Source organism: Armatimonadia bacterium (genome assembly GCA_039679385.1).
GTDB lineage: Bacteria > Armatimonadota > Zipacnadia > Zipacnadales > JABUFB01 > JAJFTQ01.
Map to the genome: position 1 here is coordinate 1 of JBDKVB010000154.1, position 21,442 is coordinate 21,442.

General features: G+C 65.0%; 19 protein-coding genes and 1 tRNA gene. 7 read left to right on the forward strand and 13 right to left on the reverse strand.

Annotation, left to right across the window (positions count from 1 at the left end; all coding sequences use genetic code 11):
* The 8 genes from ABFE16_17910 to ABFE16_17945 all read right to left on the reverse strand — a co-directional run.
* Positions 1-1,814, reverse strand: a 1,814-nt coding sequence (locus ABFE16_17910) for a cellulase family glycosylhydrolase (protein ID MEN6347179.1), incomplete at its 3' end; no start/stop codon positions are given.
* Positions 1,815-1,832: 18 nt separating this feature from the next.
* On the reverse strand, positions 1,833-2,711 hold the full coding sequence (locus ABFE16_17915; GenBank protein ID MEN6347180.1) for a hypothetical protein: 879 nt from the start codon (positions 2,709-2,711) through the stop codon (positions 1,833-1,835).
* A 32-nt stretch (positions 2,712-2,743) separates the two neighbouring features.
* Entirely contained in the window at positions 2,744-2,881 is a 138-nt protein-coding gene (locus tag ABFE16_17920) for a hypothetical protein (protein ID MEN6347181.1), read from the reverse strand.
* A 168-nt stretch (positions 2,882-3,049) separates the two neighbouring features.
* Entirely contained in the window at positions 3,050-4,372 is a 1,323-nt protein-coding gene (locus ABFE16_17925) for a nucleotidyltransferase family protein (GenBank protein MEN6347182.1), read from the reverse strand.
* Positions 4,373-4,413: 41 nt separating this feature from the next.
* Positions 4,414-6,513 (reverse strand): sulfatase-like hydrolase/transferase, encoded by a 2,100-nt coding sequence (locus ABFE16_17930; protein MEN6347183.1) that lies wholly within the window; start codon positions 6,511-6,513, stop codon positions 4,414-4,416.
* A 110-nt stretch (positions 6,514-6,623) separates the two neighbouring features.
* Positions 6,624-7,742 (reverse strand): Gfo/Idh/MocA family oxidoreductase, encoded by a 1,119-nt coding sequence (locus ABFE16_17935; GenBank protein MEN6347184.1) that lies wholly within the window; start codon positions 7,740-7,742, stop codon positions 6,624-6,626.
* Between the two features lie 124 nt (positions 7,743-7,866).
* Positions 7,867-8,172 (reverse strand): DNA gyrase C-terminal beta-propeller domain-containing protein, encoded by a 306-nt coding sequence (locus ABFE16_17940; protein ID MEN6347185.1) that lies wholly within the window; start codon positions 8,170-8,172, stop codon positions 7,867-7,869.
* Positions 8,173-8,289: 117 nt separating this feature from the next.
* Entirely contained in the window at positions 8,290-9,615 is a 1,326-nt protein-coding gene (locus ABFE16_17945; protein ID MEN6347186.1) for an FAD-dependent oxidoreductase, read from the reverse strand.
* Between the two features lie 180 nt (positions 9,616-9,795).
* On the opposite strand from ABFE16_17945, the gene ABFE16_17950 reads away from it, so the two are divergent.
* From ABFE16_17950 to ABFE16_17970, 5 genes are all read left to right on the forward strand, one after another.
* Complete coding sequence (locus ABFE16_17950; protein MEN6347187.1) at positions 9,796-12,384, forward strand: hypothetical protein; 2,589 nt, start codon at positions 9,796-9,798, stop codon at positions 12,382-12,384.
* A 126-nt stretch (positions 12,385-12,510) separates the two neighbouring features.
* The gene (locus ABFE16_17955) at positions 12,511-12,696 is read left to right on the forward strand and encodes a hypothetical protein (protein ID MEN6347188.1); all 186 of its coding nucleotides are present in this window, start codon (positions 12,511-12,513) and stop codon (positions 12,694-12,696) included.
* A 24-nt stretch (positions 12,697-12,720) separates the two neighbouring features.
* A tRNA-Met gene (locus tag ABFE16_17960) sits at positions 12,721-12,797 on the forward strand.
* A 165-nt stretch (positions 12,798-12,962) separates the two neighbouring features.
* The gene (locus tag ABFE16_17965; protein ID MEN6347189.1) at positions 12,963-13,400 is read left to right on the forward strand and encodes a biotin/lipoyl-containing protein; all 438 of its coding nucleotides are present in this window, start codon (positions 12,963-12,965) and stop codon (positions 13,398-13,400) included.
* A 150-nt stretch (positions 13,401-13,550) separates the two neighbouring features.
* Positions 13,551-14,843, forward strand: a complete 1,293-nt coding sequence (locus ABFE16_17970; protein MEN6347190.1) for a homoserine dehydrogenase — start codon at positions 13,551-13,553, stop codon at positions 14,841-14,843.
* A 111-nt stretch (positions 14,844-14,954) separates the two neighbouring features.
* Here the strand turns inward: ABFE16_17970 and cobS are convergent, their stop codons facing one another.
* From cobS to cobT, 4 genes are all read right to left on the reverse strand, one after another.
* Positions 14,955-15,713, reverse strand: a complete 759-nt coding sequence (gene cobS / locus ABFE16_17975; protein ID MEN6347191.1) for an adenosylcobinamide-GDP ribazoletransferase — start codon at positions 15,711-15,713, stop codon at positions 14,955-14,957.
* Positions 15,713-16,306, reverse strand: a complete 594-nt coding sequence (cobU, locus tag ABFE16_17980) for a bifunctional adenosylcobinamide kinase/adenosylcobinamide-phosphate guanylyltransferase (GenBank protein MEN6347192.1) — start codon at positions 16,304-16,306, stop codon at positions 15,713-15,715. Before cobU ends, cobS begins: the two co-directional genes overlap by 1 nt.
* Positions 16,306-17,232 carry a hypothetical protein gene (locus ABFE16_17985; GenBank protein ID MEN6347193.1) on the reverse strand — a complete coding sequence of 309 codons (927 nt, stop codon included), beginning with the start codon at positions 17,230-17,232 and terminating at the stop codon, positions 16,306-16,308. Before ABFE16_17985 ends, cobU begins: the two co-directional genes overlap by 1 nt.
* A gap of 70 nt (positions 17,233-17,302) precedes the next feature.
* On the reverse strand, positions 17,303-18,382 hold the full coding sequence (cobT, locus tag ABFE16_17990) for a nicotinate-nucleotide--dimethylbenzimidazole phosphoribosyltransferase (protein MEN6347194.1): 1,080 nt from the start codon (positions 18,380-18,382) through the stop codon (positions 17,303-17,305).
* Positions 18,383-18,656: 274 nt separating this feature from the next.
* Between cobT and ABFE16_17995 the strand changes: the two genes are divergently transcribed.
* Together ABFE16_17995 and ABFE16_18000 are read left to right on the forward strand one after the other, a co-directional pair.
* Positions 18,657-19,928 (forward strand): glucuronate isomerase, encoded by a 1,272-nt coding sequence (locus ABFE16_17995; protein ID MEN6347195.1) that lies wholly within the window; start codon positions 18,657-18,659, stop codon positions 19,926-19,928.
* Positions 19,929-20,110: 182 nt separating this feature from the next.
* A complete protein-coding gene (locus tag ABFE16_18000) occupies positions 20,111-20,884 on the forward strand; it encodes a sugar phosphate isomerase/epimerase (GenBank protein MEN6347196.1) in 774 nt (257 codons plus the stop codon).
* A gap of 92 nt (positions 20,885-20,976) precedes the next feature.
* On the opposite strand, the gene ABFE16_18005 is transcribed toward ABFE16_18000, so the two are convergent.
* Positions 20,977-21,442: H-X9-DG-CTERM domain-containing protein (locus ABFE16_18005; protein ID MEN6347197.1), on the reverse strand; the 466-nt coding region annotated here is incomplete at its 5' end.

Genomic DNA, 21,442 nt, shown 5'->3' on the forward strand with positions numbered 1-21,442 from the left:
TACTCGTAGGGCCGGGTCGCCTGCATGGGTATGTCCACGAAGCTGGTCGCCCCTGACGGTCGCACCCGCAGGCTGGCTTCCACCGGGTCGGCGGTAGCGACAGTCGCCTGCACCTTCATGTCCTTGCCCTCTCGCCACTGGTCGGGAGCCGACACAAAGGCGGCCGGCGGCTTCGTGCTAGAGGCCGGCGCCACGAAGGGCACCCCGGGTACCGTCTCAGGCACTGCAACGCCCGCTTTGGCGAGCACGTACATCCCCGGACTGAGCTGCATCTCGCCGGTGACGGTCGAGGCCGGCTTGGGTCGCCCTTCGGCATCGCAGGCCAGGAGCGAGAAGCTCGACCCAAGGTCTGGCAGCGTCACCGTCATGCTGTGCCTCGCCCACAGGACACGCACCTTCTCGCTGTCGCCACCCGAGTAGGGATCGGCGACCATCACCGCATCGGGGTACACCTGCAGCTTCCACAGCCCCGGTGCGAGGCGCTCCAGGAAGTAAGCGCCGGTTCCCTCGTAGCGCACCACCGGCGAGGACCCATGACCGGCGATTCTCACCAACTCCTGCGGCGCCGGCGGGTTCGTGGTCGTGCTGTTGGAGTACAGGAAGCTGTCACGGGTCACCATCTCGCTGAGGTCGTCCGGGTGGCTCAGGTGGAAGTCGCCGAAGCGAGTGTTGGCAGGATAGCTGCCGAACTGGGAGAGACGGGGAATGCGCCGGAAGACCTCGGCCGCAATTGCGAAGCTGATGGCCTTGTGCGGGGTGTAGGCCAGGTTCAGATAGTGTGTCTGCCAGTTCGAGTTGGTGCCCGCGATGCACATCGGCTCATACTGGAACTGAGTTGCGATCTGTCCGCCGCCGCTGCGGAAGGCCCGGGCCATGGCGGGGTACATCACAGAGCCATGCACATCGGCAGCGTCGAACTCATAGACGATCTTGGCCTTTTTCGTCAGCCGGGGGCTGCGCATGGAAGGGTAGTCATCGACCTTCGGCAGGTGATCGCCGACCAGGATCGCACCGTTCACGAGACCCGTCGGGTACCAGCCGAAGGTGCAGCCATCCAGCGTGGAGGCTCCGGCAGCCGCGTCATGCCCCTGCCAGCAGTTGTAGAACACCGGCTTGTGCGAACCAGTCTCTCGCACGGCCGCAGTCAGCGTGTCGATGTACTCGGTGATCTGCGGCTCGGTCGTGCCCTGCGGGTAGAGCGGCTCATTGATGAGCTCGATGGCGATGATCGCCGGGTCATCCTTGTAGGCCAGACCCGTGTAGCGGTTCACGTGGTTCATGTACTGGCCCAGATACCGCCGCTGTGCAGGCCAGGAGGCCTTGTCCGTGGTCATCTGCGGCATCTTGTAGAGGTCGGAGAAGCCGCCCGGATTCGGCGCACCCCACCAGGCGATCGGGGTCATGACACAGTAGATCCCGCGCTCCTTGCACTGGGCGATCAGGTAGTCCAGCAGGCGCAGGTGCTCGTTGTCGACCAGGTTGCCCTCGCGGTCACTGATCTCGCGGTCCCAGCAGTGGAGACGAATCGCACTGATCCCGAGACGCTGGAAGTGGGTGAGGTCATCGCGGATCGCCTGGTCGTGATCGAGCCCCAGAAGCTGCAGACGCTGGTAGTCGATGGAGAAGGGGACGTAGTAGTTGACGCCGAGCAGTGCAACCTCGCTCTTGTCATCCTGCCAGCGGAGCACGCCCTCAGAATCCACTGCGGCGGTTCGTGTGGCCGGTTCGGCTCCGAAGGAGGCAGTCATCGTCACACCGACAAGACAGCAGGTGAGCGCCGGCAGGAGCGTGGGAAGGATGTAGCGACGGGTCATGGCGAGTTCCCCCAGGGTTCAGAGTACGCGCAGGACGCAGTCGATGACTGACGGGTCAGGAACGAAGCCGAGGCGGAAGCAGGGCACTGTCCCGGCGATTCGCTGGGCAACCATCAGGCTCTGGGCAACGAGCAGGGGATCAAAGGGAGGCACGAAGCTGAAAGCGTAGAGTCTTGCGGCTGCCTCTGCGCCGGTGATGGGCTGGAGAACGTTCTGTGGAGCGTGCTCGATCAGGAAGATGGCGGCCAGGTCAGCCTGCTGGTTGCACCAGAAGCCGTCAACACTGGGCCAGGGCGTGCCGAAGACCTGCGCTGGACCACCTGCCGGGGGTCGCAGGCAATTGCGCTCGTCGCTCAAAACGGTGGCGCCGTGAGCGTTCCACAGGCGGGAGATCGTGGTCTTTCCGGCCCCGGAGGTGCCGGCGAAGAGCAGCCCTCGTCCCTCATGGACAACGCCGGCACTATGCACCATCAGGCCGCCGTCTTGCGCCAGCCGCCAGTGATGCAGGATCTGGAAGCCGGGACGTTCGAGGGCCTGAACTGCGGTGTGGCCGTCTTCCTGGCGCACCGTCCGTGGGTCGCAGTACAGTCGCCCATGGGCAAGGCCGCTGTCCAACTCGAAGAGGCGTGCAGGCCAGGTCGGCGGGCAAGTCAGCCGCCATCCCTCGGCCGTCTGGTGGATTCGCCAGATGCCGCCCGAGTCACACACAAGCCCCTCGGCAGAGGGCTCCGCGAGGGGCTTCACACTGACCTCAAGATCGATATCCGGTCGGTCTGCGGGGGAGCTGAAGGGCGCGACAGGCTCCGGTACATCCAACTCAAGCGCCGCATCGCTGCAGCGCGTGAGCGTCGTCAGACCGCCGACGGAAAAGCTGAAGGGGAAAGGGTGCGTGCGCAAGATAGTGACGTCCACACCGACACGAACTGGGTCTACTTGCCGCTATCGCCTGACCCGAGACCGACCTGCTTGAGGGCTTCCTGCTCGGGGCTGCCATACTGCTGCAGCACCGCGTCCTCGGGCCTGACCGGGATCAGCCTGACTTCTGGAGCTTCATAGTGCTTCTTCATGTCTGGACCGCACCCCTCTGGAAACGAAAGCCAGCCGACGTCAGTACACCTCGCGCCGCGACGGTCGTCGTGTGCTCGTCCCCACAACAAAGACGCAGACCTGGCGTCAGGCTGCCACCAGGCTGTCACCTCACCTGTAGACCAGTATACACAGGTCACCGTCCCGTTTCAAGTGTTGCGCGAAGCGGGAGGTGGCTCAAACAGCCGGGCTCTTGGTGGCAACCACCAGCGTCCGAGGGCCCGTTGCGGTTGTCGTCGCCAGTGCTCCAGGTACCCAAAGACAAGCCTTCCGGCACCCGGGCCGGTTCCGTACTGCCACCTCACAAAGGCCCTCGAAGGGAACAGCGCTCGGGTCAGCTTCCGCACCTGGAGCCCCGGCCTCAGGGCTGGAATCCGCCTCGGCTGCCGCAGCAGTTCGAGTAGTGGGGCATAGGGCGTCACAGGCCCCGTTCCGGTTGTGAAGACGTCGGCTCGCGACACGGTCTCGCCAATCCGACGCTGTCTGCGCGGAAGGTCCAGCTTCCCTTCCAGGTCCTCAGGCACCGACGTCGCCAGGACTCGCCGACAGGTTCCCAGGGCGATCAGGAGCGGAAGCTGTGCGCCGATTTGTCTGGCCCTCTCGGCACATGCATCCCAATCAAAGCTCGCCTGCTTGCGGATCAGCGCATCGATGTCCACCAGGGGCAGAAGACGATGCCGTGCCGAGGGATGGTAAGCGGCATGGTCGGCAAGATGGGCGACCAGTATCTCGGCAGGTGGGATGCCTGCCTGCAGCCCCAGCCAGGTTACCTGCACCCGCTCTGGCCAGGAGACCTCCAGGTCGCCGGCGCTCTGGTAGTAGCGCGAGAGGTAGGGCTTCAGCTCGACGCCGACCTGCGGCGTGACCTGGATCTGGACCTCGGCCAGGAAGGCCTGCGAGGCCAACTCCTCGGCCTCTTCGACCGTGAGCTCCGCCGAGGACAGCAGTACGTACTCGTCCAGTTCGCGACTCGTGACCCACTTCGTCCGGAAGGGCCGACCGTTGCTCAGGGCCTGGGCGACCGTCCAGATCCCCTCCGTGTCCGAGCAGTCAACCGCAACATCGAGGTCACTGAAGGGGCGCGGGACGTCGGGGCCATACAGGTACTCACCCAGCATCGGCCCGCGAAGCATCAGGTGCGGCCTGCCCGCGAGCGCTTCCTCGACCTGCTCCAGCACCTGCCGTCCCAGGAGCGAGAACGCCGCGAGGTTGCACAGGTAGCCCTCCAGCGCCGTGCGAAGGTCCTTCGGCACGTACCCCAGAAGATCGTGCTTGCGCAGGGCCTCTGCGACGAAGGGCAGCAGGCCCCTCCTCCGCGACTCCTCAAGGACCAGCGGCCAGTCGACGCCCCGAGCAACGCCCTCTGCCAGCCGCTGTCGGGCAGTGAGGTCGAAGCGGCACCGGAGTGCATCGAGAATCAGATGTCCCTCGGGTGACGACTCCGAGAGGGCTCCCGCTTGCTTTCTGGTCATCACCCGGCCTTTGCGCTCCCTTGCCCTTGGACTGGCCGTCTTCAGCCTCTGGCGGCCGCCTCGATCGCGGCGGGCTGCAGCGCGCCACCGTAGACCTTCAGCTCATCGATGAGGCCCACGAAGCCGTTCTCCGGCCCGTAGTCGCCCACCAGGGAGCCGCGGTCCATGCCAAGGCACAGCGTCTCGTTCGGGTCCTGAGCGATGAACTGCGGTACCTCCCGCGAGGCGACCTCCTTGCCGTTGACGTAGAGCTTGATCTCGGCAGTCCCGGTCATCACGACAGCAAGGTGGACCCAGTCATCACCGACGGCCTTCGGTGCGGCGATCTCATACAGACCGTCCGGCAGTCGAACTCCGAAGTGGGGAACACCGGCCTCGAGGTACAGCACGTAGCCGTTCGACTTGCCCCCGTGGGAGACGAGAACGCCCTTGCCCTCGTAGGCCTTGGCCCACAACTCGACACTGAAGGGCCGGTCGGCGGGGCTGATACTCTTGGACTTCGACACCTCGATGCTGTCCTCACCGCCGAACCGCCGTGCATCGCCCTGCTTGCCTCCCGTCAGCTCCGTACCGGTCAGCTTGCCCGCGTTACCCATGCCGGAGTCATCCCGTGCCTCAGTCGCCGTGTCGCGGTCGAAGCTGTAGTGCAGCGCCAGCGTGGCCGGACCCATGACCTTTGGCCTCGGCGGTGGTGGCGGGGCCTCCGTGTAGTTCGTCTCCTTCTTGAGCCGCTCCATCTCGGCCTTCATCGTCGCGAGCTGGGCAGCGTAGGCCGGATCCAGCGCCAGATTGTGCATCTCCTGTGGGTCGTGCTCCAGGTCGTACAGCTCGTCGATGTCCTTGAGCGTCGGATAGGTGACGTACTTCCATCGCTCAGTGCGGACACCGACCATCGGCGGAATCGCGAAGCTGCCGTCCTGGAAGTACTCGTACAGGAAGGAGGTGCGCCACGCCGTCCTCTGGCCGGTGAACAGCGGCTTCATGGACCTGCCCTGCATCTGTGGCACCGCAGGAGCGCCGGCCAGATCGAGCAGAGTCGGCGCTACATCGATGTTGAGCACCATCTCATCGGTGGTCGAGCCCGGCTTGATCAGCCGCGGGTAGCTCATCAGGAAGGGAACGCGTAGCGACTCCTCGTACATCAGCCGCTTGTCGCCCCGCCGGTGCTCGCCGAAGAAGAAACCGTTGTCTCCCGCGAAGAGGAGGACGGTGTTCTCTATCTGCCCGGTCTTTTCCAGTGTGTCGAGGACCTTGCCGACGCTGTCGTCGACGGCTGCGAGGGTCCGGTAGTAGTCCAGCCGGCCCTTGGCCTTCGGGTCCCAGGTGGCCGGTGGAAGCTTGTCGGGTGCGGGCTTGCCGTATACATCGGGGCCCTGGGGATTGGTCTGCACCGCGCGCTGCCAATGGGGCTTGCCGGACAGGTCGTCCTGCAAGCTCTCCGGCGCGGGGTACTCGGCGTCCGGGTAAAGCCCTCGGTGTCTCTCTGCCGGGGTGAAGGGGCCATGGACGGCCTTGTGCCACAGACACAGGGAGAAGGGTCGGGTGCGAGATTGCTCCAGGAACCGCACGCCGTAGTCCGTCAGGAGGTCGGTCATGTAGCCCTCGGCCTTGAACTCTCGGCCGTTTTCATTGAGCGTCGGGTTCTCATACACCCCCTGGCCGACGAAGCTGAGCCAGTAGTCGAAGCCGGGACGGGGCATATTGGTGTTCGCCATATGCCACTTGCCCACGAAGGCGGTGTTGTAGCCCGCCTCCTGCAGCGCCAGGGGACAGGTGCGCACCTCAGGATACGGGTCGTGGCCCATATTGTCGCGGACGCCGTTACTGTGACCGTACATCCCGCTGAGGTTGGCGCAGCGGCTCGGGGCGCACAGCGAGTGCACCACGAAGGCATTGGTGAAGTGGGTGCCCATGCGGCGTAGACGGTCGATGTTCGGCGTCCGCAGCCACTGCGGATGCCCCATGAATCCCATCGCATCGAAGCGCAGGTCATCGACGAGGAGGAAGACGAAGTTGGGCCGCTCCTGAGCAGCGCCCGCCGAGGTCAGCAGTCCAGCCAGAGCTCCGGTGCCCAGGGCTGCTCCGGCTGTCCCCAGACTGACCTGTCGCAGGAACTCACGACGGTCATGACGCGAAGGCATATGCACCCTTCCCTCCCATGGATTGATGGCAAAGGTGACGCGAACCGTCTTCCGTCTTGAGGCCCCAGAACCACGCAGCCGAAGCAGAACCTGCACTCCCGTGCCACGGTCTAGGAGACCTCACCGACCTCGACCCACCGGTGCTGACGGTGGCTGAGCAAGATAGCGTCCATGACCTGCTGGGTGGCATGGCCGTCGGCGAAGTTGGGCCCCGGATCGGTGTCCTTGACGATGCTGTCGAGGAAGGCCCGGACCAGGCTGGGCGACTGCTTCAAGAAGGCTTGGCGTGCCACTTCGCGCTCTTCAGGCGTCGCGACCTCCCGCGGGATGTTGCCCTGCAGGTCGTCAGGCACCGTCATCTTCACGGCGTCGGGGTCACCGGCTTTGCAGCCTGTGAGGCCGTTGATCCAGACATCATGGAACAGGTTGAGGCGCAGGAAGCCGTCGCTGCCCGCGATCTCGTGGCGCATGACCCGGTCGCCGGGACATACCCAACTGACGTGGAAGATGCCCTGGGTGCCGTTCGCGAACTCGGCGATGAAGCCCTCAGTGTCGTCGACGGGAGTTGGGACCATCTCGCCGTCGCGGGAGCGCTCTGGGACCGCCGTCTTCATAGTCGCGCACACGGCACGCATCGGCCCCAGGAACCACTGCGCGAGGTCGATGTTGTGCGAGCCCAGATCGTACAGCACGCCTCCGCCGCCCAGCATCGGGTCGGCACGCCAGCGCCAGTTCCCGCCGGGACGCATGTACCCGGCAAGCTGGCAGCCGTTGTAGTGGAAGGGCTGACCGAGGTAGCCCTCGTCAAGGAGGCGCTTCACGTACCTTGACTCAGGAACCCAGCGGTTTGTGAAGGCCACCATCGTCTTGACGCCGCGACGCTTGGCGAGTTCGGCCAACTCCTTCGTCTGCAGTGAGTTGATACCCAGCGGCTTCTCGCAGAAGACGTGCAGGCCGGCCTCGAGCGCGGCCTTGGCGATCGGGTAGTGCGCGTTGTGTGTGGAGCTGATCGTGACGGCGTCCAGACCGCCCTCGGCAAAGAGCTGCCGGTAGTCGGTGTAGAGCCGGTCGACGCCGAACTCCTCGCCGGTTTGCCGCAGCTTCTCCTCCGTGCGCGTGCACAGAGCCACCACTTCGGCGTGAGGGTGCGAGAGGATCTGAGGGATGTGGATGCGGTTGGACCACGAGCCCACGCCGATCACGGCGAGGCGTAGCTTCGAACCTGACATGTGAGACCTCCGAGAGCGCGATTGAACGGAACACAACTAGGCACCACCAAAGCCCCGGAGTGCCTCCGGGACTCGATGGCTCGGACAAAGCTCTTTGTGCAAACGGGAAGGACGCAGCCCAGGGCTAGACGAGAACGCTCACCACTTTGTCATCTTCCGCCACGGCCATGAGGCGTACCCCACCGGAGGTGCGCTTGCGTGTCTGAAGGTCGTCGACGGACGTCATGAGCGCCATGCCCTGAGCCGTGACGACCAGAACGCGCTGCCCGCGACCCGTCTGCACATGCTCCGTACAGACGACGGGTCCTGTCTCCTCAGACAGCTTGAAGGCCGTCACACCGCGGGTGCCACGACCTCGCGTTGGGAACTCCTCGGCCTCCACTACCTTGGCATAGCCTCGCTTGGTCACCAGCAACACTGCCTCAGCCATGTCCACCACTCCTTGGGCGGCACTGGATGCCTGACCTGGGCGTCTGAGAGCCGATTCGTCAGGCACGGCCGATTTCCTTCCGCTCTGGCCCGCTGACGCCCCATCCTCGTAAGCCGGTCATTCCAGAATCGCGCCCTGGCCCAGAAGCGATTCGCGGACCGAAGCATACCCGACCGGGGGAATCGCGCCATCTGCCTGGGCTGCAAGGGCGGCCGAGACACCGGCAGCCTGACCGGTCGCCATGCAGCGGGACATCAGGCGCAGACTATCCAGCGCCCGGGGATCGCAGGACACCGACCGGCCACCGGTCGCGACATTGGTGAAGCTCGCCGAGAGAAGCGTTCGCCAGGGAATACCGCGCAGACCCGGGTTGGACTTGTGCCAGGCAGGGGCAAACCCCGTCAGGCCATGGCCGCCGTAGCTTCGCTGGCCCAGGGACACAGGCTCCGGCACCGGCGTGTTGTCGTCGAGATCCTGCGGGGTGATGGTCTCGAGCCCGACGATTCCGCGCCCCGCACGGACGCCGACTTGCGCTGCCACGTCCACCAGGAAGCAGTGGGCGAACTGCGGCACTTCCCGTCGGAACCACTCCACAGTGACGAGCGCTTGCTCCCGCAGGTCGCCGTCCATCCGCGTCAGGTCCTCTGAGCTGAGGCCGTTCCCGGCAATCAGGGTGAAGTTGAGCAGCACCTCACCGGGATTCAGGAGCGCGAAGCCCATGAACCGGTCCTGAGCCTCAAAGGGGACCTTCCCCTCTGCCACCAGGCGGGCGAAGACCTCCTCCACCGCTCCGCGATGGAAGTGCGGAACGCCCCCGACTCGCATCAGCAGCGACTTGGTCATGGACTCCTCGACGGCGTAGTCACGAACCCCGCCACCGGCGCGCCAGACCAGGTCGGCATCCCCCGTGGCGTCCACGAAGGCCCTGGCGCGGATCAGCCCCAGGCCCTCTTTGCGGTTCACGGCCGCCGCAAGGACCCGGTCGCCCTCTGCCACCGCCCCCACCAGCGACGTGTAGTAGAGCCTGCAAACTCCGGCGCGCTCCAGGAGCCGGTTCGCGGCCACACGCAGGCCCTCCACTGAGACGATCACGTTGGTGGTCAGCGCGCGACTGCCGATGGGACGCGGCTCAGGAGTCCCGCAGGGAGTGGTCATGAACCGGGCGTGACCCATGGCATCGAGTTCACGCACCAGTTCGTCGGCAACCCCGCCGACGATCTGTCGGCCCCCGTGTCCGAAGCCCATCAAGTACGGGCAGCAGGCTGCCGTCGCGACGCCTCCGGGGAAGCCGAGTTGCTCCACGAGGATCGTCCGGGCTCCGAGTCTGCCGGCTGCGCAGGCCGCGCCGATTCCGGCAGGTCCGGCTCCGAAGACGGCGACCTCGTACTCACCAAGAACCGGCCACTCGGAGGCCTCTCTGAATAGCGGCATGGGCGAAGCCATTGGAAGGTGTTCTCCTTGCATCGATTGCAGTTCCAGCGCGTCACACCCCCCGCGAGGTGATTCCCGCCGGCACCAGCGGAGACCTTCCCCGGATGACCCCATCGCGCGGGCTCAAGCTTGCCGCGGAGGAGGCCGAAGAGGAGGGTAGCCGGCTTCGTGCCTGAGCAAGGAGGGTCATACATGGTCAGGCGACCGCCTCTTGTAGGGATCGCGCTGCTTGCCGCCGCCAGTCTGGTGCACGTACTGCCGTGTTCCGCAGCCGTCGAGTGCCATCTTCGAACGGCTCGCGTCGCACGCACCTTCTACACCGGAGAGACCGCGCAGTTGTCGATCACCACCGACAGTGACGCCCAGAAGGTGCCCTACGAGGTGCGCAACTACGAGGGCCAGGTTGTGGCCAGTGGGTTCGTGCGCTTCACGGCCGGACAGCCTACCGAGCTGGCCTTGAGGAAACTGGCGAACGGTGTCTACTACCTGCAGCTCACCTTCGACGCGGGGGACCTCTACCGTGACCAGTTCTGCGTGATTCCGCCGCCCGACCAGGGGGGAGAGGACTCCAGGCTGTGGGGCTTCCAGCTCAATGGCGCGGAGGAACGCTGCTACCAGATGCTGGCCCAGGCCGGGGTACGCTATGTCCGTTTCGACCTGAGCTGGCCCGACCATGAGCCGTCACCCGGGGCATACCGCACCTCCAAGGCCGACTGGTATGCGGGCGTCTGCCGTCGCTGGGGGCTGCAGATGATCCCGACACTCGGGTACTCGCCCTCCTGGACGGCTCAGAAGCCCGACAACATGGACGCAACGCGAAGCCACACCTGGTGCCCGGATGCAGTGGAGCACTGGGGTGAATACGTACGCATGTTCCGCGACCGGCTCGGAACCCAGACGGTGACATGGCCCTCACCGGAGTTTGGCTTGGCCGCCTCAGGCACAACGCAGGAAGTCCCCCTGGTCCGCTCGTGGGAGATCTGGAATGAGGCCGACCAGAACTTCTACTACGGTCCCTGGCCCCGCTATCTGGATCTGCTGCGGGTTGCCAGCAGCGTGCTCAAGCAGACCTCCCACGATCGACGGGTGATGTATGGCGGAGCCTGCGCGCACTGGACGGAGATGGGCAAGACCTACGACTGCGCCGGCCCCCTGTTCTTTGATGAGGTCTCCTGGCACTCGAACAAGGACCTCGAGACCGAGCTCCCCAAGTACTACTACGGCGCTCCGCAACTGGGCTTCCGGAACTGGATTCCGCAGCTGACGGTGCAGACGGAGTGTTACCCAACCACGCGTGCCGGGGTAGGGGAGCCCGAGTACCTCCTGCGGTTGTACACGGTGCTGCGTGCGTGGCGTGAGGAAGGGTACTGCTACGCTGCAATCGGTTCGCATCTGGTGGGGCCTGAAGACCCCAACTCGATTGCCATGACCTCTCTGCGGTCCGACAACGAGTACATGCCGAACGCGAAGTACGTGGCCTATGCAACGAGTCGCTGGCTTCTGGGGGACTCGGCCTACCTGGGTCCGGTCAACCTGGCCGAGGGAGTGACCGCCCACGTGTTCGCGCGTCACGGCGGCCCAATGATGGTCTTGTGGAGCGATAGCGGGGCCACTGTCACGGTTGGGCTTGATACCTGGGCCCAGCAGATTGATGTGATGGGGCGCAGCCGTCGCCTGCCCGGGACGGAGTGCTCCCTCACTCTCAACGGGGCGCCGACGGTGATCTGGGGTGTGGCGTACCGGTACGCGGTCGAGGCGATCCGGAACTACTTCGAGACCACGATGAACACGGAGTACGGCTTCCCGTACGGAACGGACTCGCCCTACGTCAAGACACTGGCCTGGGACTGCTGCTGGGGCTGTGACGGTCAGTCAGACCGGCTCCTGGGCACTCTCCGCGAGGCCCTGGACGCCATGACGGCCCGACCGGCACTCAAAGGGCGTGCCCTGGACAACCTGGCGGGCGATATCAGCACCTCCATCGGAAACCTGTGTAACGCTGCAGCCCGGTACCAAAGTCGCTACGGGTTGCGGCCCGAGGTCCCGAGTTCGCTGTGGCGTCTGGTCCGACTCGCGGAGTGGCTGGGCGAAGCGACGGATGCCATCGCCGGACCTCGCTGTCTGCGCGGAGCTGCCGGTGACTGGCCGCCACGCAAGGCGTATCTGATGCAGCGTCTTGACACGCTGTACACACAGTTGGGCAACACGCCGGAGGGAAGCCTTCGTCCGCTCGCGCTGCGGATGCTCGATAGAGGCTACAGCCTGGCCGCTACCTACCAGCGCACGGGAGGAGCGGGAGTGCTCAAGGCGGCCCTCATAGCAGCCGATGCCGCCGAGGCTTGGGGACGGCTTGAGAACCCGCAGGTGCGCGGAGTGTTCCTGGTCGGCTACTTCCCCACCGCCCGGCAGCTCGTGAAGAGCACGATCTTCACACCCGGGCAGACGCACACCTTGCAGGTTCAGGTGTACAACTTCACCTCGCAGCCCGTGTCCGGGACCTTCACCTGGGCGCTGGGGGCAGCCTGGAGCCCGAGCACCGTCACCGTGCCCTTCAGTGTGGGGGCCGGCCAGCACACCGAGCGCATACCGTGCGAAGTGACTGTGCCTGGAGGCCCGGAGCCCTGGCCGCTGGGGAGAGTGGCCCTTCCGGCCGGGGACATCTCGGTGTGGTGTCCGTCGACGACCGCAAACAAGGAGTGGCTGCAACTGTATGGCCAGCTCTCTGACGGCCGAGGCCTGCCGCAGATGGTGTACGAGACCGCGGTCGGCATCCAGGGGTAGCCAGACTTGGAGACGCTACTACCTCCTCGGGCAAGCCCCGGAGTGTAGGCAAGCCGGAAGAAACACCATCTATTGACACCGGGGCCGGGAGTCGGTATCCTAATGCCTCCGGAGGGTAGATTGTAGATGAGCAAGCATAAGGTGGACATGGGAGCGCTCCAGCAGCTCGACCGGCGCGCTCTCCAAGAACTTGATGAGCAGATCGAGCGGACTCGCCAGCGCGAGATCGAAGCAAAGCGCCGGGGTGAGGAAGAGGCCAAGCGCAAGAAGGCACGCAAGAAGCGCCGGGCGTCGTCCTCTTCATCCTCCTAGCTGTGGCGATTGCCGGCCAACGGTGGCGGGGTAGCTCAGTTGGTTAGAGCGCGCGGTTCATACCCGCGTTGTCGGGGGTTCAAATCCCTCCCCCGCTACCAAAAGAGCCCTCATCGCGAGAGCATCGAGCGGATCAGCGACGGGCGCGGCCCGTCGCTGGGTGTGATTCCGGTCGACTGGTGCGGACCTGCACCGACCGCCTGCGGGCGAGTTCGGTGTCAGGGCGGCGTCTAGTCGCGTGCCGCGCCACTACCACGAGGACTGATATGCCCTTCAGCGACGACGACATTCAGTGGCTGCTGTCTCTGGTTGAGCAGCAGGGCCTCGCGGAGATCGAAGTACACGACGGCGAGGACGAAGTCCTCGTGCGACGGCGAGACCCGGTCACGACTGTGGTGGGCACGGCTCTGGCTCCCGGCCAGCTTCCCGTTGAGGAGGTTGCCGCCGAACCGGTGCTGCCCGACAATGTCGTCCCCGTTCTTGCCCCCATGTCGGGCGTCTTCTATCGAGCGCCTTCACCGCAGTCCCCACCCTACGTTGAGGTCGGACAGGTCGTCTCCGAGGGCGATACCGTCGGCCTCATCGAGGCCATGAAGCTCTTCAACGATGTCTCCGTTCAGGTAAGCGGCACCGTCTACCAGGTGATTGCCGAGAATGCAGGGCCGGTTGAGGCCGGTGCCACGCTCATGCTCATTGAGACCTGAGCCTTTCCCTGAGCCCCCGTCCAGCCGATAGCCCAGTGGTAACGCAGTCCTTACAGGGGCTGGATAGGCAGAAAGCCACCTGTGGCGAGCCCTGGTTGGCGCAGACCCTCGAGCGTACAACCTCGGACCTTGCGAGAAGGGGAGTTGCTCATGTCGGACCGCGCGATCAAGGTCGGGATCCTCGGCTGTGGTGTAGTCGGTGGCGGAGTCTTCGAGGTACTCACCCGTAACGAGAGCGAGATCACCCAGCGTGCCGGGGCCACCCTCAAGGTGGCTGCGGTGGCTGACGTGGACTGGGACCGCGAGCGGGAGGTCGAAGTCCCCCTTGAGGTCCGCAGCACCGATGGCATGGCCGTCTGCCAGGACCCCGACATCGACATCATCGTCGAGACCATCGGCGGAATCGGCATCGCCCGCAAGTTCGTCATGACCGCCATCGAGAGCGGCAAATCGGTGGTGACCTCAAACAAAGAGCTCATGGCCAAGTTCGGCGACGAGATCCTCGACGCTGCGGCGGCCAGGGGCGTTGACGTCGAGTTCGAGGGCGCTGTCGGGGGCGTCATCCCCATCATCCGCTCCCTGAAGGAAAGCCTCGAAGCCAACAAGATCGAGCGCATCATCGGCATCGTCAACGGAACCACGAACTACATCCTCACAAAGATGAGCCAGGAGGGTCGCGAGTTCGAGGACGTGCTGGCCGAGGCACAGAGCCTGGGCTATGCCGAAGCCGATCCGACGGCCGATGTCGAGGGCATCGACGCCCAGAACAAGATCGCCATCCTCGCGGCCATCGCCTTCGGGACGCGGGTCAAGGTCGACGAGGTCTACCGCGAGGGCATCTCTCGCATCACCGCGACCGATATCGAGTATGCGCGGGAGATGGGGTACACGATCAAGCTCCTGGCCATCGGCAGCCGCTGCAACGGCGAACTCGAGTTGCGAGTACACCCCACGCTTCTGCCCATATCGCATCCCCTGGCCTCGGTCAACGGGGTCTTCAATGCCATTTTCGTGCATGGCAACGCCTGCGACGACGTGATGCTCTACGGTCGCGGGGCCGGCGCACTCCCGACCGGCAGCGCAGTGGTCGGGGACGTCATCGACTGTGCCCGCAACATCCTTCACGATGCTCGTGGCCGGGTCCCTTGCACCTGCATCGGCCACTCCACGATTCGGCCGATGGACGACATCGTGGCGAAGACCTACGTGCGGATGCGCGTCACTGATCGGCCCGGCGTACTCGGAACCATCGCGACGATCCTCGGCCAGGAGGGTGTGAGCATCGAGTCCGTGATCCAGCGCGGAAGCGTGGGTCCGAGCCTGGCGGAGATCGTCTGGGTCATGCACGCGGCCAAGCAGAAGCACCTGCGCACAGCCCTGGCCGCCATCTCCAACCTGGGAATCGTCGACTCCATCCCCAGTGTGATCCGCGTCGAGCAGTAGCCGCTGACCGGCACGCTCCAGCAGGTCCAAAGCCTGATCACAGCCGCTGTCCGGGTACTGCTCCCGGGGAGCGGCTGTTTCGTTTTCCTGTGGCGGTCGGCAGGGGACAGGTTAGGGGTGAGCGAGGAGTGCCAGGGCGAGGAACAGGGCAAGCTCGGTAAGCTCGCTGGTGGCGCCGATGGTGTCGCCCGTATGACCGCCGAGGTGTCGCGTCGGAATCACGGACCACGCGCTGACTACCAGCACTGCACCCAGGGCAGCAAGGTTCGCATGAACGCCGGCGATCAGAGCATCGACCGCCGTCGCGGCCACAGCGCACAGCACCAGGCCCAGAACGCAGTGGCCGACCTTGGCTGCCACGAAGAAGGCACCACCCATCCCACCTTCCGGACGCGCGTAGGGATGGGCGGTCATCACGACGACCTGCATGACGCGCGCGAGCATCGGTGCGAGGGCGATCGCCACGAGGCCGGTCTGGGGAGCCATTCCGGCCAGAACGCCGAACTTGAGCAAGAGCACACAGGCTCCGGCGATCACCCCGAAGGCCCCGGAACGGGAATCCTTCATTATCTCCAGCGCCTTCTCGCGGGGAGCCCGGGAACCCAGGCCGTCGCTCGTGTCCATGAGGCCTTCCAGGTGCAGACCTCCGCTGAGCGCCACCAGCGCCACGACCCCAAGCGCCGCGCAGGTCACCCAGGGCAGGACGAGGGCGGCCGCCCAGGTGATCCCTGCGGCGAGACAGCCGATCAGGGCGCCCACCGGGGCCCACCACAGTAGCATCCTTGCCGGACTCGCAAGCTTGCCACCCAGGCAACGCGCGGGTACTGGAAGTGTGGTCAGGAAAGCGATCGCCGCGGCGAGTGCTCGCATCAGTCCCCGTGCCTCCAGGGGAAGCGTGTCGCCTGCAGTGCTCGCAGGTCCAGAGGCACGCCCGCGACCACGAGATACGCGAAGTCGGCCTCGGTTGCCATCCGCTGGTTTGCCCGGCCCACCATGTCACGAAAGAGCCTGCCCGAGGGATAGGCGGGGACGAGGCCGCTGCCCACTTCGTTACTGACGACGATCACCTCGGCGCCACCGGAACGCACAGCAGCCACCACCTCGTCGAGTTCGCGATCCATGCGTTCGCAGGCCTCGGCCTCCGTGGCCTCGTCAGCCGTCTCCTCACCCAGAAGCGGAAGCAGCCTGGCGATGTACACTGTCAGGCAGTCCACCACGATCACATCGTGCTCCGCCGCCGCCAGGGCCAGGGCCTCACTAAGGCGCCCCGTACACTCCACGGTCGCCCAGTCCTTCGGGCGGCGCTCGCGATGCTTCTCGACCCGCCGCGCCATCTCCTCATCCGCCACGAGAGCCGTTGCGACGTAGGCCACTCGACCGCCCTGCGATCTCGCCAGTTCCTCTGCGAAGGTGCTCTTGCCCGATCTCGCACCACCTGTCACGAAGATAAGACGTCCCGACATCAGCGCGTTTCCTCTCCTCGTAGCGCACCCGCCTGAAGCCTGAGCCCTGCGTCATGATCCTCCAGGCTCATCGCGCCAAGCTCGTGTACCACCCACTGCGGATGCAGGCGCTGCACTGCCTGCGGCAGCTTCGCATCCACCAGGGGCCGGTGCTGGTCCTGATCGGCGAAGAAGGCCGTGGGGTCATCCGGAGGCGGTCCGTCCTCGCTGCTCTTCGGTGCCTCGGGCGGCGTCCAGTGCAGGTGCAAGACCTCGACCGACAGCCCCTTGCGCTCCGCGCCTTCCGCGATCCTGCCGAGTTCCTCACAAGCCGCAGCAGGGGTACTGATGTGTCGTCGCACGTTCAGATGGTGACCCAGGTCAAGGACGAGACCCACGGGCAGGTCCGAGAGAGCTGCTGCGAAGGCCTGCAGCGTATCGAGGTCGCTGTAGTCCAGGCCGACGCCCCAGGCGTTCTCGAAGCAAACCGGGAAGCTGGGGCGGTACTCCTCCAGCACGTCCCGCACGAGCCGCGCCAGGAGCGGTAGGAACTGCTCGGAGGTGAGGGTTACCGGGCCACCAAACACCTGCGGGACCGGCGTGTAGCAGGCGTGCCAGACCGCATACTGCGGCTCGAAGACGGCAGCCTCACGTAACTCCTGGGCCCGGAGCCGCACAAGCTCACCATAGCTCTCGGCGCGTGCATAGCGCTGGGAGCCTTCCCCGAAGTTGGTCGCCGCGACACCCGCGAGGGGTAGCCAACTCCCGAGACTGCGCAGGTGAACGCCACCGATCAGCTCCGAGGGCGGTGCGGCTTCCGGCGTCGCCCCACTCGCCAGGAGCTCGATACCGGCAAGGCCGTGCTCCCTGCAGAAGCGGTCAAGCCCGCACCAGCCGTCTGCGAACCATGACTTGCCCCAGACTGTAAAGTTCGTGAGTGAATCCATGGCGTGTACACTGCTCGACAGGTCCCGATCCAGGCCTTGCGACGGCTCGCCCGACCGGCGGTCCTGGCGTCTACAGCTTCTCATCCACTCCCGCGTCGCCGAAGGTCGCCATCTCGTCCAGTATCTTCGCCGCAGCTTCGAGCACGGAGAAGGAGAGCGCAGCACCCGTTCCCTCACCGAGGCGCATGTTCAGCGACAGGATCGGCTGCAGCCCCAGCAGCTCCAGCATCTTGTCATGGCCGGGCTCCGTTGATCGGTGTCCGGCGAGCAGGTACCCCTGCACCCGTGGGCACGCATGGAGAGCAATCAGGGCTGCCGAAGTGGAGATGAAGCCGTCCACGACGCAGGGAACCCGCCGTGCGGCGCAGCCGAGAATGACCCCGGTGAGCCCGGCGATCTCCAGCCCGCCGACCTTCCGCAGTACTTCCCAGGGCTCCTTCGGGTCGGGTTGGTTGACTGCTAGGGCCCGGCGAATCACCTCGACCTTCCTCGAGACGCCGTCGGCGCTCAGACCGGTTCCGGGGCCGGTGATCGTCAGCGGGTCCTCCCCGGAGAAGACAGACAGGATGGCGGTGGCCGGAGTGGTGTTGCCAATGCCCATCTCGCCTGTAGCGCCGATATCCAGGCCCTGGGCAGCCTCCATCTCGACCAGCTTGATGCCCGCAGCAACCGCCTGCCACATCTCGTCGGCGGTCATCGCCGGTCCGAGAGCCATATCGGCGGTTCCCCTGGCCACGCGCATCTGGCGCAGTTGGGAGGTGTCTCCCGGAATGTCGTTGACGACCCCGACATCGGCGATGACAACGCGAGCACCCACGTGACGGGAGATGACATTGATGGCCGCACCCCCTGCAAGGAAGTTGGCCACCATCTGCGGGGTCACACTCTGCGGATATGCGCTCACGCCTTCGGCCACCACACCATGGTCTCCGGCGAGGGTGAAGACAACCTTGTGCTCCAGCCGTGGCCGCGGATTCCCGCTGATCTCGGCCAAACGGACCGAGAGCTTCTCCAGGCTTCCGAGACTTCCGAGAGGCTTGGTGAGGGTGTCCTGGCGTGCAGCGGCGGCTCTACCGGCTGCTTCGTCCAGTGGCGGCACGGCCGCGCACAGGTCCAGTATCTGCTGACGTAGTGCTGAGCAATCCGACATGTTGATACTCCTGTCCTAGAGCGACAGCCCGGTTGGGCATGGGCGTTTGCTGCTTCACTGTTCATCCTCGCGCCCCCAAAACACTACTCGCGTGTGGTGTGCCCGTCAAGGGAGAGGCGCCGACGGAACAAGGAGGGGTTGTGACGTAGTCCGGCGAACACTCAACATATAGTATTGCGCACCTGGCGTATACTCTTGTGAGGCCCGCCTGCTCCGGACGACCAGGGGCTCGGCAGCTCCACCCCATTCCTTCACCGAACCGAGGGACTTGTTCATGACTACATGCAAGGGCTGTGAACCTCTCCAGGACCGTGCGCAGTTGAGTGCTGCCCTGACGCGGACACTCGACTCCACCCCGGTCCTTGACCTGCATACCCATGTCTACAGCGCAGACTTCGGCAACCTGCTGCTGTGGGGCGTGGATGAGCTGATAACCTATCACTACCTCATCGCCGAGGTCTGCCGGGCGCCGAAGGGACCCTCGCCCGAGGAGTTCTTTGCCCTCAGCAAGCAGCAGCAGGCCGACCGCATCTGGCAGCACCTGTTCCTCGAGGGCTCGCCGGTCAGTGAAGCCTGCCGTGGCGTCCTGACCACGCTCAATGCCCTGGGCATCGACGTCAACTCCGGTAGCCTGGCCGCAGCTCGCGAGTACTTCCGCGACGTGACCGTCGACCAGCACATCGACAAAGTCCTCGAGCTGTCCAACGTCTCGGCCGCCGTCATGACCAACGATCCGCTGGATCCAGTCGAGCGTCCCGTATGGCTGGACAAGGGGTGCACCGATCCGAGGTTCATCCCGGCGCTGCGCCTGGACGGCGTGCTGGTCTTCTGGGAGAAGAACTGGCAGACGCTGAAGTCCTGGGGCTATGACGTCACCGAGGGCCTTACGCAGACCACCTTCAAGGGAGTGCGCAAGTTCCTCGCGGACGAGATCAAGCGCATGAAACCCGCCTACATGGCGGTGTCTCTGCCGGACACCTTCGTCTACCCGTCGCCGGACACTGCGGCGCAGATGATCGCGAACTGTGTGGTCCCCGTGGCGAAGGAAACCGGCGTGCCCTTTGCGATGATGATCGGTGTGAAGCGGCAACTGAACCCGGCGCTGAAGCTGGCGGGAGACGGCGTGGGCAAGGCGGACATCCGTGCCGTGGAGCGTATCTGCTCCGAAAACCCAGAGGCGCGGTTCCTGGTCACCATGCTCTCCCGCGAGAACCAGCATGAGCTGTGCATTGCGGCGCGCAAGCTCCCGAATCTGATGCCCTTCGGTTGCTGGTGGTTCCTCAACGATCCGAGTCTCATCGACGAGATCAGCCGCATGCGCCTCGAGTTGCTGGGGCTGTCCATGATCCCGCAGCACTCCGATGCGCGGATCCTCGACCAGCTCATCTACAAGTGGCGGCACTCGCGGATGGTCTTGCACTCAGTGCTGCTCGACAAGTATTCTGACCTGGTGGCGACGGGTTGGCGCGTCAAGGAGGCCGACCTGCAGCGAGACGTTGAGCGGCTTCTGTCGGCCAACTTCAAGCAGTTCGTAGGCCTGAAGTAGACATCACGGTGGGGCCCTGGAGGCACGTGCGAACCTGCTGGTCCGCCGTCTCCTCGGCCCGCCCTCATACTCAGAGGCGCCGGTGCGTCGGGCTGCCCGGCCTCGGCCCTGTAGCATCCGCGAGACGGAAGGCTATACCAGGGACATCGGTTGCCGACAAACTCGGAAAAGGAAGGATCAGTATGTCCAAGACCCAGATTGCGGCGCAGTTGTACACGGTGCGCGACTTCATCAAGACGCCTGGGGACATCGCAAAGAGCATGACCCGGATCCGCGAGATCGGCTACGAAGCAGTGCAGATCTCCGGGATGGGGCCGATCGACCCCAGGGAATGCCGCAAGATCATGGACGACAATGGCCTCACCGTCTGCGCCACCCACATCGGCTTCGAGGCGATGCGCGACGAGACCGAGAAGGTCATCGAGGAGCACCAGATCCTCGGCTGCAAGTATCCGGCAATCGGCGGTCTGCCCCAGGTGTACCGCGAGAACGGTGCCGAGGGCTATGTGCAGTTCGCGAAGGAAGCCTCTGAGGTCGGCAAGAAGCTGGCCGAGGCAGGCATGACCTTCGGCTATCACAACCACAGCTTTGAGCTGCAGAAGTTCGGCGACCGCACCGGCCTGCAGATCATCTACGAAGACAGCGACCCCAAGTACGTGACCGGTGAGATCGACACCTACTGGGTACAGCATGGCGGCGGCGATCCGGCGGCGTGGATCCGCAAGCTTCAGGGCAGGATGTTCCTGGCGCACTTCAAGGACATGCGCATCGTTGGCCGCGAGCAGCGCTATGCGGAAGTCGGAGAGGGCAACTTGAACTGGCCGAACATCCTGGAGGCCTGCAAGAGCACCGGCGTCGAGTGGTACATCGTGGAGCAGGACCAGTGCTACGACCGCGACCCCTTCGACAGTCTCAAGATCAGCCTCGAGAACATGAAGGCCTGGGGCCTCAAGTAGCCCAACCGGCCCGCCTTGACCTGGGTCAAAAAGAGCCCCCGGAACGCTCCGGGGGCTCTGTCTATCTGTCGGTATGTCGCTAGCCGGCCAATCTAGTCTACCGGGTTCCACAGGTCTTCTTTGGTACCGTCCAGCTTCATCCACTTGACGTGCCCGTCTACGAACAGGAGGTTCGCACCCTCGTTGTGGCGCTGAGCCCCGAGCCAGTAGGTCAGGCTGCCCTTGACGCCTGCGAGCCAGTTGGCCCAGACGTAGGCCGTCTGTCCAGGGCAGGGGCCGACCACGATGCTGGTGCCCTCACTGATGTACACGGTCTCCGCCGGCTTCGGGATGGATCCCATGTTGTTGGAGCCGAACCAGCCTGCATCAGTGTTGGCGGTGGTGTACCAGTTCATGCCGTATCCGGCATGGAAGCGGTACACGGAATCCGACGGGGTCGGATAGGCTACCGTCTCGCCGTAGAACATCGGGTTGTTGTAGCTGGGGCAGGCGAAGAACTGGTAGTTCTTGGCGTAGGGCATCAGCAGGCCCTGCCACCAGATGCGGCCCGGGCCGTTG